This window comes from Paenibacillus sp. J2TS4, assembly GCF_018403245.1.
In the GTDB taxonomy this organism is placed as follows: domain Bacteria; phylum Bacillota; class Bacilli; order Paenibacillales; family NBRC-103111; genus Paenibacillus_L.
Genome location: NZ_BOSH01000017.1, coordinates 71,107 through 87,547, shown reverse-complemented (window position 1 = coordinate 87,547; position 16,441 = coordinate 71,107). Strand labels below are relative to the sequence as shown.

Here is a 16,441-nt window from a genome sequence, read left to right as displayed (position 1 = left end):
ACTTAATTCTATCAGGGTTCTGCCAAGTGTCAATGGAATTATTCCTTGTAATTAAAGTGGACTGAAGAGGGGAAATTTTTGGTTGCATATACCCTATTGCCAATATTACTAACCAGTGGTTATAATATAACCGATGGTTAGTTTTGATCATCTTTGAAAGGGTTTCGATGGATGCTTTCTTAAAGAGCCAGTGAAGAGATCGAGAGCGGGGATAACCCGCTGAGGAGGAATAGTCAAGATGAGTCGGCAGACTAAAAGATCGGAAGAGACGAAGAGAGCTATTTTGGAAGCGGCCGGAAGTCTTTTTGCAATGAAAGGGTATGAAACGGTAACGATGCGGGAAATTGCCCGGGAAGCGGGATGCTCGCATACGACGATTTATTTATATTTCGAAGATAAAGAGACGCTGCTCCACCATTTGGTGCTTCCTCCCCTGCTGCAGCTGACAGAGGAGTTCAAGCAGTTGTTGGCTAACGGGAGCTTGGAGCCGCTGCGTACGCTCATTCAGCTAAGTGAGAAGTTTATTTTATTTTGCATGCGGCAGCGGAATATGGCGGATATTTTTTTCGGAGTGAAGAGCGAAAGGGTGGATGAGCCGCAGCCGAAGCTGGAAATGAACCGGATTCGCAATGAACTGTTCTCGCTTATCCGGCAAGGCATAGCTTTGAACATACCGGAAGCGGATGCGGAGGAACTGCTTTCTTATGCGAGGATCTATTATTACATGATGCAAGGAATGGTGACGACCTATACGTATTCTGAGGAGCCTCTGGCGCAGCTGCTTACCCGGGTCATGCCTCTGGTCTCCCAAGGAGCGGAAATTTTTATAACCGGTATTCAAACCAAGCGGGGAGGAAATGAATAATGAAGACCGTACAACTATCACCTCATATTTGGAGATTAGGGAGCTGGATGGTTCTGCCGATGAATGTATGGCTAGTGCGGAGCGGGGATGGACTTATATTGATTGACGGCGGCATTCCTACGATGGCTAAAGGCATTCTGAGAACGATGGAACAGTTGAAGCTGCCGCTAAAAGCCATTCTGCTAACGCACGGGCATTCGGATCATGTCGGATCGGTTAACGAGATTGTTAAACAGACCTCTGCTCCCGTCTACCTGTATAAAGATGAAATTCCGTATGCAGAAGGGGAACTGCCTTATCCGGGCCGGAAGAAGGCTCAGAAGATGCTCGATAAAGGGCTGGCTTCACCGCTTCCGGAAGACTCTGAAGGCCATCTGCAGCCTTGGGATTCCTTGATTCCTATATGGACTCCCGGACATTCGCCGGGACATGTAGCATATTATCATAAAGAAGACGGAGTTCTAATCGGAGGTGATTTATTCACCACCCGTAAAGGCCGGCTGGCCCGACCGATCCCGATGTTCACGTCCGATATGAAGACGGCCGTTCGCAGCGGGGCGGTTATTAAAGACCTGCAGCCCAAGCTGTTGTCCATTTGTCACGGAAGCGATATTTCCCATCCTCATTTGCAATGGGAAGGCTACTGGGCACGCTGGTCTTGAGTTCATCCCGTTGACGAACAAACTCAAGCGCGGCTTGATTTTAAGATGCGGCGTCACTGGCGCCGCTGGCTTAGCAGGGGAACCGACGCAAACTTGCTTAACAAGAAGAGGCCATGCCAACCAGTTCCACAAAAGGATACGATGCGGAGGGAATAATAAAATTATGGTGCAAATCTGCACCCCAATTCTACTGTTCCAGCCATTTTTGTAATTATGGTGTAAAAATACACTCTATTTTCAAGTTTAGGTGAAAAACGACCGTTTCTCTTAAATTAGAGTGTACTCTTGCGCTTGAATCCCCATTTTCGGAAAAAAGTTGGATTTAAGAGGTACTTTTGTACTTCGATTCTATCCTATATGGCAGCTGCAAGATAACTGTGACATATATCTTTCACAAGTCGTCTATATAATTAAATCGGTTCAAAAAAGCAGGAGGAGGAACATGAAAAGAACAAAATGGATTGTTATTATTTCAATAGCTCTAACTGTCTTAGTTACTGGAAGCGCTTTGTATGCAAACAATATGCCTTCCATTGATGAAATGTTTATTGCAATTGATAATCAGGTGGAAAGTGCTCCTGATATAGTTATTGCTGAAGGCCCTGATTTTGAAGTATATTCTAAAGATTTTGCACTTTTCAAGGCAAATCTTGAGTTTAGCGAAAAAATGAATAGCGTAGAAATGGATAGGACTGACAAGGATATCATTGACGAAATCATTAAGGAGGCACTAGTCGTCAACCTAGCCAGAAAAGAAGGACTTTCCGTAAGCGGAGAGGAAATTGAGGAATATATTACTCAATTAAGAGGACTTGTAGATGATACTGAACAAGATCCTGTTATGAAGCAAATCAGAGATAACTTGGTCAAAATGTCAGGGTTACCAGAGGATGAATATTGGAAGAGTGAGGAAATAACCAAAAAATATGAAAAAGTACTATTAATCCAAAAATTCGTTAGAAAACTTGCGGAAGAAGGAAAAATAGAAACAGTTGACGATTTTTTGAATTTTAAGGAAAAATTGATTCATAACGTTAAAGCGGACATTATATATAACTCGGAAATTGAATAATTTTTAGGTTTTTATCAAAAGTTTTCCGCAAAAGAACCTCAGCAACCACTATGTGGAGCTTGGGGTTCTTTCTCGTACTGATTTTTTTAAGTTGTTGAAAATTGTAAATTACACTTTAAAGAGACATAGGTTGCTTACTAAGACAACTTTACAGATACCCCGTACTTTTGATATGGAGTGGATGGGGCAAATCCCTATCTACAATAGGTACATGAAGTTGTCCGTGATAAGAAGCCCCGGCTTCAACTCGCGATAGCGAGTAAGTGGGGGGTTCACGGAAGCATATTATGGGAAATAATACAGGTAACTAAAAATTAGAATAAAAGGGCTCAACATTGAAATCAGTGCTTGATTTTCTTTACCGCCATTCTAACTGGATTTTAGGGCAGGCAAGTTTTTCGGGATAGCCTGACTTAGTGGAGTGATGATCGGTTTTCCCCCCTTGTTTGATTGTTACTGCGATAATACATCAATTATGAAGCGAATGGAGAGGTTCGCAAGAAAAGCCTGCGAAAATACATGAATTCTCTGCCCAAATGGCTGAATCCCTACTTCTACAAGCAAAAAGATGTACTATTGCAGGCTTTAATCCAAGTACTGAAGTGTTCTCTCAGAAAAGATGCACTTCTGCAGGCTTTTGCAGGGGTTTGCAATCTTTTGCATAGCTGAACATTGCCAATCTTACAGCCTGAAAAGCCTGAAATGAATAATGATTTCCTAAAATCATTTCATCGGACAGACTACTAGTCGGCCAGCGACGATCTGTCAATGGTTGCCTGTCAAAGTCAAGCACTGATTATTGCTTTCAACAGACTTCTCTTTCTGTACTTCAAATTACATAATTTCCAATGTTTGAGCAAAGGAGGAGCACAGGAGGAATAAGGTACTATAACCGTGGCCGTTTATGGTATAATCAAGCGTAAAGTCGCTATGAAGGAGTGTTTTCTGTCCGGTGAATCGCACGAAACGAAGCAAATGGCTGCCCGTGATATGGATGATTGTCTATGTAATCGTTCTGTTATCCATTGTGACGCCGCTTAATTTCATCATGATTAATCTGATTATGATCCCGGTTCTTGCGCTCTATATGCACTTGGATTTTAAACGTTTTGCGCTGGCGTATTTAATCAGTCTTGGCGTTTATTACGGGCTCACCGGCGGTCTTGGCCTGGTCGTCGTTATAATTTCCCTGTTTTTTCTCCCACCGGTCCTCGCCATGGGGCATTTCTATAAGAAGAGGGCTCCGGCCAGAACGGCTGTCCTTGCCGGTACTTTTACTTTAATGGGAGAGCTGGTCCTTGGCCTGGTTGTGGGCAGATTGTTCGGATTCGATCCTATTGCCGAATTCGGGGCCACAGTAAGAGAGTATCTGGAGGCACTGCCGCCAACCGTTACGGAACAGTTGAATAAAGATTTTGTCGATGCGATGATTCGCTATATTACCCAAATGATTCCGTTTTTTATCGTTGCTTTTTCCGTTTATTACGTTATGATCACGCATTGGCTCGGCAGATGGTTTATCAATCGAAGCGGGGATATCGTTCCCGGTCTTCCTCCTGTGCGGACATGGAGACTGCCTAAATCGCTTGTCTGGTACTACTTGATCGTCATGATTCTTGACTTTACCATTCCGCACGACTCCAACTCGTTTCTGGTCATGATCTTGATCAATCTTTTTCCGTTGTTGAATTTAGCTTTTGTCGTTCAAGCTATTTCGTTTCTTCTGTACCTCGTCCATGTCAAAAGAAAAAGCAAAGCTTGGCCGATTCTCGCCGTCGCGCTTATGATTTTCGTCCCCGCCACACAGTATTTATTCAGTCTACTGGGACTGTTTGACGTCATGTTTCCTATCCGGGAAAAGATTGCTGACAAATCGTAAGGAAGAAAGAGGAGCGAAATCAGATGCCGAGGTTTCTATTCAAACGATGGCACGGGCTACATATGATATGGACGTTAGTCCTGGTTTTAATTCTTATTGGCGTGCTGCTGTATTATCAATGGTTAGTTGGTTTGATCGCATTGGTTCCGTTAGCCGGACTAATGCTGTATTCATGGAAGGCCGAGAAGGCGTTTCGTAAGGATCTGTATGTATATCTTTCGACGCTGTCTCACCGGATCAAGAAAGCGGGCAATGAAGTATTCAACCAATTGCCCATCGGAATCATTCTGTACAACGAAGAAGAGATGATCGAATGGCACAACCCGTTCATCTCCGTCATGCTGGAGAAAGAATCGGTGATTGGCGAGCCCTTGCTTGAGCTATTCCCTATGCTTAAGGATAAGGAAGGCGAGTTTGCTATCGAGCTGGGTTCGTCCACTTATCAGGTGACGATGAAGACAAGCGACAAGCTGATTTATCTGGAAGATGTAACGAATCAGTTGGCGTTGGAGCAGAAATACGAGGAAGAGAAGATCGCCATCGGCATTGTTATGCTGGATAATCTGGAGGAAGCCACCCAGGGAATGGACGATCAGACCCGCAGTGTCGTTCAGGCCAAGATTACCGGGGCGATCAACGATTGGGCGACCCGTCATGCCCTGTTATTGCGCAGGACATCCTCCGATCGGTTCCTGATCATCATGACTCAGAAGTCGCTGCGCAAGCTGGAGCATGGACGGTTTGAAATATTGGATGATGTGCGCGATCTCAGCGCCGACAACAAGGTTCCGTTCACGTTAAGCATAGGAGTGGCCTCGGAGGCAGACAGCTTGATTGAGCTGGGGAATTGGGCTCAGGCCAGCTTGGATATGGCGTTAGGCCGGGGCGGCGATCAGGTGGCTGTGAAGAGCGGTCAGAGGCTGTCCTTCTATGGGGGACGGACCAATGCGGTGGAGAAACGGACCCGGGTCCGGGCGAGAGTCATCTCCCACGCTCTCAGGGATCTGATCAGAGACAGCGACAAAGTGCTGATTATGGGGCACAAAATACCGGACATGGACGCTATTGGGGCGGCTATCGGAGTTCTAAAAGCGGTTCAGCTGAGCGGCAAGGAAGGCTATATCGTGCTTGAAGGCATCAATCCTTCCATAGAACGATTGATGGATGTCATTCAAGAGCACGAGAAAATTGTCAAGTGGTTCATCACGCCGGAAGAGGCCCTGCAAATGACCACTTTGCGTACGTTAGCGGTGGTAGTGGATACCCACCGGTTCTCTATGGTGGCGGAGCCGAAGCTGCTGTCTATGGCTCCAAGAATCGTCGTCGTCGATCACCATCGTCGCGGTGAGGATTTTATAAGCGACGCCGTTCTGGTCTATATGGAGCCTTATGCGTCCTCCACATGCGAACTGGTCACCGAATTGCTGCAATATTTCCACGACAGAATAACGCTCAATGCGGTAGAAGCGACCGCACTGCTGGCGGGAATGACGGTGGATACCAAAAGCTTCAGCATGAGAACAGGGGCGCGAACGTTCGAGGCAGCTTCCTTCCTAAGAAGAAACGGCGCAGATTCTGCGATGATCCATCGATTGCTTAAGGAGGATCTGGATGCTTATATTCAGAAGGCAGAGATTATCAAGCATGCCGAGATCCTATACGATCATGTGGCGCTGGCTGTTGCGGATAAAGACCGTCAATATTCCCAGTTGCTGATTGCCCAAGTAGCTGATACATTGATTAATATGACCGATGTTAAAGCTTCGTTCGTTATTTCGGAGAGGCCGGACGGTCTGATTGGGATCAGCGCCCGATCACTGGGACAGATGAACGTCCAGGTGGTTATGGAAAAGCTGGGCGGCGGCGGTCATTTGACCAATGCGGCCGTACAGCTCGATGGGACATTGGAGGAAGCGACCGCGCAGTTGAAGCAGGTGTTAAGCGAAATTGAAGCGGAAGAGGGGTTATTTGAATGAAAGTAATATTTCTGAAGGATGTCAAGGGCCAGGGGAAAAAGGGCCAAGTCAAAGAGGTCTCCGAAGGATATGCTAACAACTTTCTGATCAAGCAGGGATTAGCGGCTCCCGCAACGTCCTCTAATATGAAAGTATTGGATCAGCAAAAGCAGTCGGAGCAGAAGAAAAAAGATGAGGAGAAGGCCCAGGCCGAGCAGTTGGCTGCACGTTTGAACGAGATGACACTCCAAATGAAGGGCAAAGCGGGAGAAGGCGGGCGATTGTTCGGGTCGATCACGACCAAGCAAATTGCGGAAGAGCTGGAGAAGCAAAAAATCGTCATCGACAAAAGAAAAATGACGCTGGACGAACCGATTCGCTCCCTGGGAGTTACCCAAGTACCGATCAAGCTATATCCCGGTGTAACGGCTACTTTAAAGGTACAAGTAACGGAGGAATAATCCATGGAAGGCGAAATGCTGCTTGATCGAATTCCGCCGCAAAATTTAGAAGCCGAGCAGGCCGTGCTCGGCGCTATTTTGTTAGACAGCGATGCGCTGGTCACCGTGATGGAGAAGGTCGGCGCCGAAGACTTCTACAGCACGAAGCATCAGAATATTTTTGAAGCGATGATTGAACTGGCGGAAGCCAATGATCCCGTCGATCTCGTTACGCTGACTGTCAAGCTGCAGGATAAGCAGCAGCTGGAGCAGATCGGCGGGGTCTCTTACCTGACTCAGTTGGCCAATTCGGTTCCGACCGCGGCCAACGTAGACTACTACGCGCAGATCATCGAAGAGAAGTCATTGACCCGCAGACTGATCCGGGCAGCTACGCAAATCGCGAGCACCGGCTATTCGAGCGCGGAAGCGGTCGGAGATTTGTTAAGCGACGCCGAGCAGCGGATTATGGAAATCTCTCAGCGGCGCTCGAACACCGGCTTCATCTCGATCCGCGATGTGTTGATGGATGTATTCGAGCGGGTCGAATTTTTGTACCAAAACAAAGGGGGCACAACCGGGATCGCCTCCGGCTTCCGCGATTTGGACAAAATGACCTCCGGCTTCCAACGCTCCGATTTAATTATAGTGGCTGCCCGTCCGTCGGTCGGTAAGACGGCTTTCGCGCTGAACATCGCGCAAAATGTCGGCATTCGCGAAAAAGAGACCGTCGCTATCTTCAGTCTGGAGATGGGAGCGGCTCAGCTGGTTCAGCGGATGATTTGTGCCGAATCGAATGTGGACGCGGGCCGTTTAAGAACGGGGCATCTGGAGAATGATGATTGGGAGAAGCTGACCATGGCGATCGGCACGATGGCCGAAGCTGAAATCTATATTGACGATTCTCCTGCGGTCACGGTGGCGGACATTCGGGCCAAATGCCGGCGGCTGAAGAAGGAAAGAGGATTAGGCATGATCCTGATTGACTATCTCCAGCTTATTCACGGCCGGGGAAAGGGCGGGGATAACCGGCAGCAGGAAGTGTCGGAAATTTCCCGTACGCTTAAACAAATCGCACGTGAGCTGGACGTTCCGGTTATCGCTCTGTCGCAGCTTAGCCGGGGAGTCGAACAGCGTCAAGATAAACGTCCGATGATGTCGGACCTTCGGGAATCCGGTTCGATTGAGCAGGACGCGGATATTGTCGCTTTTTTATACCGCGACGATTATTACAATCAAGAGACCGAGAAGAAGAACATTATCGAGATTATTATAGCGAAGCAGCGGAATGGTCCGGTCGGCACCGTCGAGCTGGCCTTTTTAAAGCACTACAACAAGTTCGTAAGCCTGGACCGCTCGCATCAAGAACCGGTTCCTTCGGCGGCTGCGGTGCCCTTCTAAATGAAATTTATAGCGGTTATCCGAACGTTTTATATAGACAACCTCCTTAATGTTCGTGTATTTGATTGACTTTGGTATAGCGCGTTGCTAAACTGGAGATGCTGCATAAGTGAAGCGGCAAAATCAAAGATACGAATGTATCTAATGGAGGTTGTTTGGTTATGTCCACCGTCGTAGTCGTCGGAGCCCAGTGGGGAGACGAAGGAAAAGGGAAAATAACCGATTTCTTGGCCGAATCGGCCGAGGTGGTGGCTAGATATCAGGGCGGTAACAATGCTGGCCATACCATACTGATTGATCAGAAAAAGTATAAATTGCATCTGATTCCTTCGGGAATCTTCTATAGTGATAAAATTTGCGTAATCGGCAATGGAATGGTTATTAATCCGGCTGCCTTGATAGAGGAAATTCAATATATCCACGATCATGGTTTTTCCACAAGTCAGTTGAAGATTAGCGACCGTGCCCATTTAATTATGCCCTACCATATTCTGTTGGACGGACTGGAGGAAGAGCGCAAAGGTCCGAATAAGATCGGTACGACGCGCAAAGGGATCGGGCCTTGTTATATGGATAAGGCGGGAAGAAACGGCATTCGTATGGCCGATCTGATGGACGCGCCGCAGTTCGAGAGCCGGCTTCGGCATCTGGTGGCTGAGAAGAACGGTCTGATCGAACGGGTCTACGGAAGCAAAGGACTGGACGCGGACTCTATTCTGCAGGAATATTTGGGGTACGCCGAGAAGCTGAAACCTTATGTAACCGACACGTCGGTGGTGCTTAACGAAGCTATTGATTTGAACAAGAAGGTGCTGTTTGAGGGTGCGCAAGGGGTCATGCTCGATCTCGATCAAGGGACGTATCCGTTCGTTACGTCCTCCAACCCGACGGCTGGCGGGGTGTGCATCGGCTCCGGAGTGGGCCCGACCAAGATCAACCAAGTGATTGGCGTGGCCAAATCGTATACGACGCGGGTTGGGGACGGTCCTTTCCCCACAGAGCTGCATGACGTTACGGGAGATTACATTCGCGAGACGGGACACGAATACGGAACGACTACGGGCCGTCCGCGCCGGGTAGGCTGGTTCGACAGCGTGGTGGTCAGGCATGCGAGAAGAGTAAGCGGACTGACCGGCCTGTCTCTCAATTCTCTAGACGTTCTGAGCGGGTTAGAGACCGTGAAGATATGCACGGCTTATAAATATCGCGGTCAGGTGATAGACACCTACCCGGCCAATTTGAACGTACTGGCGGAGTGTGAAGCTGTATATGAAGAGCTGCCGGGTTGGCAGGAAGATATTACATCAGCGCGCACACTGGACGATCTGCCCGCGAATGCCAGAAGATATGCGGAAAGAGTGTCGGAGCTGACCGGGGTTCCGCTGGCAATTTTCTCCGTCGGCCGCAATCGCGAGCAGACGAATCTGGTCCGACCGATTTATAAGTAAACATGTATAGAAGCTTACAAATAGAGTCTGGAGAACTCCGAATGTTCGGGGTTCTTTTTTTTCGCTTGCGGTTATATCCGGTTCGGTTCCGTCAATACTGGAGGATAGACTATCCGTATGGACAGGAGGAAGGAATCTTGACTAAATTTATCATCGGCTTGAGCCGGACCTTATTAATTGCTGCGTTGGCGTCTGGATTTACGTTGTACTTTACATGGACGATTGTTCATACCTATGTCGATAAGCTGATTGCCAGCTTCAATCTTCCGATAGATGGCTCCCTGGTGCAATTTTCAGATTTAATCGGCAGCGTGGCCGGCGACCTGGATTCCATGACTTCCGGAACCGATTCCCGGAGAGAAGAAGCTAACGGCCCGGTTCCAAATCAACGGGGCGCTGCAGATTCAGAGGATGCCTCGACAAGGCAGGACGACGGAGCGGCCGGCTCGGATAACGAGGCTTTGCCGGTATTTGGTCAGAGCGGGTCAGGACAAGAGACCCAGGCCGGTAAACGGAATGTGATCATTTCCCCGGACGATTTATCCATAAAGAAAGATCAATTGAACGAGGAAGATAAGAAGAAAATTTTTTCGTACATGGCTAGCTTGCCTCCGGAGGATTTGCAGAAAATCTCGGTGATGATGGAAGGAGGGATTACAGAGGAGGAAATGACGGAAATTCAAAAGATTGTAGAAAAAACGCTAAAGCCGGAAGAATATAATCAATTGATGGATATTCTACAAAAATATTAAAATAACGGGAAAAAAACAGGGAACCGAGCAATATATATGGAATTACGACACGTCCGCGGGAGGGTAGGTTGAAAAAAAGCAGCAACCTGTGGTACAGTGTAAAAGAACTAATTTCCTTTATACTGTAATGTGCTGGTTTAATGGTTACAAATTGGTTAAAGTTTAATTCAGGACTTAAGAGGAGAGAATCATGACAGTATCCAAGATAACCCATTGGATCAGGCAAGGTCTGGCCCGTTTGCACAAGGCTGGCACCAAGTCCGGATCCAAGAGCTTGACTGGCAAGATCGATGCCATCTTGAGCGATCAACCAAATTCCACAGCTGCCTCTCAACAGGAATCAGCTTCCCTTATATCGAAGTCGAATAAACCGTCTGCAGATCATACAACCGTTCAGATGCCGATCGGCCTGATGGCTCGCCTGCGTCAATACCGGATTCAAATCGCTAAAGGCATTGGTGCTTTTGGATTGTTAGCCGGAATTACACTCGGCGGCAATCAGTACGTTCAGATGAATACGTTGGATGTTTATGACGTCTATATGGATAACGTAGAAATCGGAACGGTCAACGATCCTCAATTGATAGAGGATCTGAAATTGGAGAAATATAAGAAGCTGGAGCAAGCTTCACAAGATGTTCACATGGTGCTCAATACAGATAAGATTACCCTGAAGCAAGAAAGGGCTTTCAAGAAACCTTATGATAATGAGGGCACATTGCAGAAGCTGGATGAGCTGCTTGTTCCGGAAGCGGTCGGGGTCCAGTTGAAGGTGAACGGCGATCCGGTTGCGATCGTCAAGGATAAAGATACGGCCGAGGACATTTTGCAGCAAATTATGAGCAAATATACGGGCGAGCCGAAGAAGGAAGCAGGGAAAGTAAGCATATTGTCCGCTGAGGAAGACCAAGCGGCCTTGGCTCCAGGGCAAAGCGAGCTGCAGGAGGCGGAATTCCTGCAAAATGTCGAGCTTGTAACGATGAAGATTGAGCCGGAGGATGTCATGAAGCCGGAGGAGGTGGCTGCCACTCTGGAAACAGGGAACGCTACCCCGACGATGTACACGGTAGTTAAAGGCGATTGCGTCTCTTGTATCGCGCACCGGTTCAAAATATCCCAGGATGTAATTTACGATAACAACCCATGGATTGTCGATGACCGGATTACGGAAGGAGATACTCTCAATCTGACCGTCCTGCAGCCTAAGCTGTCGGTTAGAACCGTAGAGAAGCTAGTAGAGCAGCAAGAGGTGCAGTACGAAACCGAAGTGATCACGGACGATGAGATGAAGCTCGGCGAGGTAGAGACGATTACACCCGGCGTCAACGGGATGAAGCTGGTTACGTACAGTCTGACCAAGATTAACGGCCAAATGCATGAGGAAGAGATTCTGAATGAAGAGATGGTCATCGAACCGATCGTGGCCGTCGTTAAAAAAGGAACTAAGGTCATCCTGGGCGAAGGCAGCGGGAATTTTGCTTGGCCAGTCTCCTCCGCAAGTGTTTCCAGCGGATACGGTATGAGATGGGGGAAGCTGCATAAAGGAGTTGACCTAACGTCAAGCAAGAAGAATATTCTCGCCTCCGACAATGGTAAGGTAGAATCTGCAGGCTATAAATACGATTACGGCAATTATATTATTATAGATCATAACAATGGTTACAAAACGCTATACGGTCATCTGAGCAAGATTGATGTATCTGAAGGAGATATTGTGGAAAAAGGTGAAAAAATAGGCTACATGGGCAGCACCGGGGATTCTACGGGCGTTCACCTTCATTTTGAAATTATTAATAACGGTACGGTAGAGAATCCGATCAAATACCTTAACCAATAAATGGTTGCAAGGATTAGGCAGACAGGGACTTATACGAGTTCGCTGTCTTGCCTTTTTTTTGTTAGAATAAGAATAAAGCGATGAACACGTGAAAAGCTGATGATCGGCTTGCTCCGTAAATGTCGATAGAAAGTATGAGGTGAGCTTCGTTGTTTGGAAAAATATTAGTGGTGGATGACGAACAACCGATTGCCGATATACTGAAGTTTAATTTGGAGAAGGAAGGCTACGAAGTGATTTGTGCCTATGACGGGGGAACAGCGGTAGAACTCGCGCTCAAGGAAAACCCCGATTTGATTCTGCTTGATTTGATGCTGCCGGTTAAAGACGGGATGGATGTCTGCCGGGAAGTGAGGATTAAGAAGAACACGCCGATTATTATGCTGACGGCCAAGGACACGGAGCTGGATAAGGTGCTCGGCCTGGAGATGGGGGCCGACGACTACGTAACCAAGCCGTTCGGCACCAGAGAGCTGCTCGCTCGGGTGAAGGCCCATCTGCGCAGACAGTCCAAGAACGAACCGGAGAGTCCGGAAGCTGCGCAGAAGGAAGGTCTGCGCATCCATAAGCTGCTCATAGACAATGATATGTATGTCGTCTATAAAGACGGCGTGCCTCTCGATTTAACTCATCGGGAATTTGAATTGATTCAATATATGGCCCGGAATACGGGGAAGGTGATGACTCGCGAGCATTTGCTCCAGGCTGTCTGGGGCTATGATTACTACGGTGATGTGCGGACGGTCGACGTAACGATCCGAAGACTGCGCGAGAAGATAGAGGACGAGCCTAGCCGTCCGGAGTATATTACGACGAGAAGAGGGCTGGGCTACGTTATGAGGAACCCTAAAGCAGGGGGACTGTAAATGAAAGGGATCCGGTTCTTCCGAACGATTCAGATGAAGCTCATCATCATCTATGTGCTGCTCATCTTGTTTGCGATGCAGCTGATCGGTACTTACTTCATTAAGGCGACGGAAACGTCCTTCATGAACAATTTTACCGAATCCCTCAACTATCAAGCGATGTTATTGTCTGATCTGGTCAAGCCTGTTCTGCTGGATAATCAGGAGAACACGGATTCCGGCACGAAACCGGAGGATGGCAAGACGATTAGCGATAGGCTTAACCAAACCGTGAACAACTGGTACAAGGTTAGCAACGTCGAAATTCAGATTATTAATTCCAGTGGAACGGTCGTTAGCGCATCCGAGCAGTATCCGCGTTCCATTCTCGGGCAGAAAAATACTCAACAGGTCGTCAGCCGCGCGCTTCAGAATATTAAAGACAAAGATAATGAGCGGGTGCTGACGGACGTCGACGGGAAGCGGAAGAAAGCTATTGCCATGCCGATCACGGAGGAGAACAAGGTGATTGGCGCAGTCTATATTGTCGCTTCCATGGAGGATATTTTCGATACGACGAATCGAATTAACCAGATTTTCATTTCGGGAATCTTGATTGCGCTCGCGATGACGGCTCTTCTCGGCGTTATTCTTGCTCATACGATAACGAGTCCGATCAAGGAAATTACCAAGCAGGTATCCTCTGTCGCCCGCGGCAACTTCGACCAGCAGGTCAAGGTGTGGAGTCATGACGAAATCGGGCAATTGAGCCGTGCTTTCAACGATATGACGAATCGATTGAAGGAAGCTCTGGCTATTAACGAAGAAGAGAAGGAGAAGTTGGCCTCCGTCCTGACCAGCATGAGCGACGGGGTCGTCGCTACGGATGAATGGGATCGGGTGATCGTCATTAACCGCCGCGCCCGGGAAATGCTTAATCTGGACGATCAGGAGACCGATGGCCGGGACCTGTTTGACCTGCTGGGGATGCCTAAGCAGCTTGCCCTCTCCGGCGCCAGCGGCGAGGAGGTTACGAACCTGATCGAGATCTATCCTCAGGATGCCGAAGAAAGCCGTAAGGTTAGGGCAACCTTCACCCCGATTCATAGCAGGGAGAAGGGGACGACCGGGACGATTGTCGTGCTTCATGATGTGACCGAGCAGGAGGAGCTGGAGCAATCGCGGAGGGAATTTGTAGCTAACGTTTCCCACGAATTGAGAACGCCGCTGACAACAATCAAAAGCTATTTGGAAGCGCTGGATGACGGAGCGATTGATGACCCGCAGCTGGGACGGCGCTTTGTCGGGGTTACGCGCAATGAATCGGAGCGGATGATTCGGCTGGTGACCGATCTGCTGCACTTGTCCAGACTCGATTCCAAGCAGGCGATGCTCAAGAAGGAGCAGGTCTCGGTTACGGAAATGCTGGATGAGGTGGCGGACCGCTTTTCTTTTCAACTGCGGCAGCGCAGCATTGCCATCCAGATTATTATCGGGGAAGGAACCTCGCCAATATTATTGGATCGCGATAAAATCGATCAAGTGTTGGACAACCTGGTTTCCAACGCGATTAAATATACGGCGGACGGCGGTCAAATCCGGATTATCGCTGATCGTACACCGAATGAGATGCTGGAAATTAAAATCGCAGATAACGGAATCGGTATTCCCAAGAAGGATCTGGCCCGGATATTCGAGCGATTCTATCGGGTAGACAAGGCCAGATCGCGGAATATGGGCGGCACCGGACTCGGATTATCCATTGCCCGGGAAATTATTAAAGCTCACGGCGGGTACATTACGATTGAATCCGACTATAACGAAGGAACGACGGTCACTTTCACTCTGCCTTATATGGAGGAAGGAAGCGGAGCTAAACATGATGGAAAGAGCTAAATCGATTGCATTAGCCGTCCTAGTTGCCGCTAGCTTGGTACAAAGCTATTTGCTGGCCTATAGTTCGCCTAATTACGATCCGGTCAACCAAATGGAATATGTAGATTCGGGATTAACGGGCCCGTCTGCCGCCTTAGCTGATCTGATCCTTCCCGAGCAGATGATCCTTCATTTTGGAAATAAGAATCATACCGTCCTTCCGTACGGCCACCAGTTTTATAACATGGTTTACAACGACGTTGTTAAACAGCAGTCATTTGACGGCTTGCGGAGAAGCACCCCTTCTTCCAATTATTTGGATTGGGAGCTGATCCGGGATTCGAGGCCGGGCATTGAGATTCGTTTCAAGGAAGCTGTGCCGCTCGGGTCCTTGAAGAACGTCATGCAAATTAAAGAGGATTTAACGCTGGATGACACAGATATATCCAAAATTTGGATATATCTGAACAAGGAGGAGGTCAAGGTATACTTCTTTACGACCTCGCCCGGACTGATTCTGGAAGCTTCCAAAACCGACCTGACCGCTAAAGAGATAGAAAATAAAATAGGATTGGGTGCCTATATGCCCGCTTATTCTCCCAGTGAGCTCGGAGATTTCTATTTACCTGCTGCAGATCTGGATATGGTGCAGTACCAGGTGCCCTACAGTGTGTTTACTCAGGAGCAGCTCAAGCACAGCCTGTTTCCCGATCCGGGAATGGCCCGGTTCCTGTTTGAACGGGACGGGGCGCAAATTTATACAGACGGAAAGCGAGGGCTGCAGGTAGAGAATGATGGACGCTGGTTCAGCTACTCCGACCCTATCTCGGTGCCGGTCGAAAGCAAAGCGGATACGAAAGAGAACCTGGGCAATGCGGTCAAGTTTATTAACCGCAACGGGGGCTGGAACAACGGTTTTGTATACAGCCGAGTCAGTCCCAATCATGCCTATGGACCTCAGACGTTCGAGTTCAGGCAGTACATTGGCAGTTATCCGGTCATCAACACAGGGCAGAACAACTTTGGTTATATCAAAGCAGTGATGCAGCAGGGAGTCGTTTCTAATTACGAGCGATCAATGATCAATATGGAAGTCGAATTGGCCGAGAAAAAAGAAGCCCGTCTGCCTGGGGGGGAGTCCTTGACGTCTATTCTGGCTCGGAGCGGGTTGTCTCCCGAGGCGGTTTTTCCCGCCTATCGGGCAGTCCTGTCGGAGCAGGTTATCGACCTGATTCCGGTATGGGCGGTGGAACTGCCGGACGGCACCCATCAGTTTTTGCCGGTAACCGAGGATTTACCTGAAATTTAGCAGTTTGTCCGATGGACAGTTCGAGTGAGTACATGAAATTGAAAGCAAGATTGCACAGCGGAAGCGGTGTACAATGGCAATGCAGAACAGACCCCGCAGGG

General features: G+C 48.3%; 13 protein-coding genes. All 13 read left to right on the top strand.

Annotated elements, in window-relative coordinates:
- Positions 1–238: 238 nt before the first annotated feature.
- The 13 genes from KJS69_RS25735 to KJS69_RS25675 all read left to right on the top strand — a co-directional run bounded on the left by KJS69_RS25735 (position 239) and on the right by KJS69_RS25675 (position 16,340).
- Positions 239–865 carry a TetR/AcrR family transcriptional regulator gene (locus KJS69_RS25735; protein WP_213586675.1) on the top strand — a complete coding sequence of 209 codons (627 nt, stop codon included), beginning with the start codon at positions 239–241 and terminating at the stop codon, positions 863–865.
- Positions 865–1,527, top strand: a complete 663-nt coding sequence (locus KJS69_RS25730) for an MBL fold metallo-hydrolase (protein ID WP_213586674.1) — start codon at positions 865–867, stop codon at positions 1,525–1,527. Before KJS69_RS25735 ends, KJS69_RS25730 begins: the two co-directional genes overlap by 1 nt.
- Positions 1,528–1,969: 442 nt before the next feature.
- Positions 1,970–2,599 carry a SurA N-terminal domain-containing protein gene (locus KJS69_RS25725; RefSeq protein ID WP_213586673.1) on the top strand — a complete coding sequence of 210 codons (630 nt, stop codon included), beginning with the start codon at positions 1,970–1,972 and terminating at the stop codon, positions 2,597–2,599.
- A 952-nt stretch (positions 2,600–3,551) separates the two neighbouring features.
- Positions 3,552–4,478, top strand: coding sequence for a DUF2232 domain-containing protein (locus KJS69_RS25720; protein ID WP_213586672.1), 927 nt, complete (start codon positions 3,552–3,554; stop codon positions 4,476–4,478).
- A gap of 23 nt (positions 4,479–4,501) precedes the next feature.
- Complete coding sequence (locus KJS69_RS25715) at positions 4,502–6,454, top strand: DHH family phosphoesterase (protein ID WP_213586671.1); 1,953 nt, start codon at positions 4,502–4,504, stop codon at positions 6,452–6,454.
- The gene (gene rplI / locus KJS69_RS25710) at positions 6,451–6,894 is read left to right on the top strand and encodes a 50S ribosomal protein L9 (protein WP_213586670.1); all 444 of its coding nucleotides are present in this window, start codon (positions 6,451–6,453) and stop codon (positions 6,892–6,894) included. Before KJS69_RS25715 ends, rplI begins: the two co-directional genes overlap by 4 nt.
- A 3-nt stretch (positions 6,895–6,897) precedes the next feature.
- Positions 6,898–8,274, top strand: a complete 1,377-nt coding sequence (gene dnaB, locus KJS69_RS25705) for a replicative DNA helicase (protein ID WP_213586669.1) — start codon at positions 6,898–6,900, stop codon at positions 8,272–8,274.
- 161 nt (positions 8,275–8,435) lie between these two features.
- Positions 8,436–9,722 (top strand): adenylosuccinate synthase, encoded by a 1,287-nt coding sequence (locus tag KJS69_RS25700; protein WP_213586668.1) that lies wholly within the window; start codon positions 8,436–8,438, stop codon positions 9,720–9,722.
- Positions 9,723–9,859: 137 nt separating this feature from the next.
- Positions 9,860–10,474, top strand: a complete 615-nt coding sequence (locus KJS69_RS25695) for a hypothetical protein (RefSeq protein WP_213586667.1) — start codon at positions 9,860–9,862, stop codon at positions 10,472–10,474.
- A 190-nt stretch (positions 10,475–10,664) separates the two neighbouring features.
- A complete protein-coding gene (locus tag KJS69_RS25690; protein WP_213586666.1) occupies positions 10,665–12,311 on the top strand; it encodes a M23 family metallopeptidase in 1,647 nt (548 codons plus the stop codon).
- 149 nt (positions 12,312–12,460) lie between these two features.
- On the top strand, positions 12,461–13,177 hold the full coding sequence (yycF, locus tag KJS69_RS25685; RefSeq protein WP_213586665.1) for a response regulator YycF: 717 nt from the start codon (positions 12,461–12,463) through the stop codon (positions 13,175–13,177).
- Entirely contained in the window at positions 13,178–15,052 is a 1,875-nt protein-coding gene (gene walK / locus KJS69_RS25680; protein WP_213586664.1) for a cell wall metabolism sensor histidine kinase WalK, read from the top strand.
- Complete coding sequence (locus KJS69_RS25675) at positions 15,036–16,340, top strand: YycH family regulatory protein (protein ID WP_213586663.1); 1,305 nt, start codon at positions 15,036–15,038, stop codon at positions 16,338–16,340. Before walK ends, KJS69_RS25675 begins: the two co-directional genes overlap by 17 nt.
- Positions 16,341–16,441: the final 101 nt, after the last annotated feature.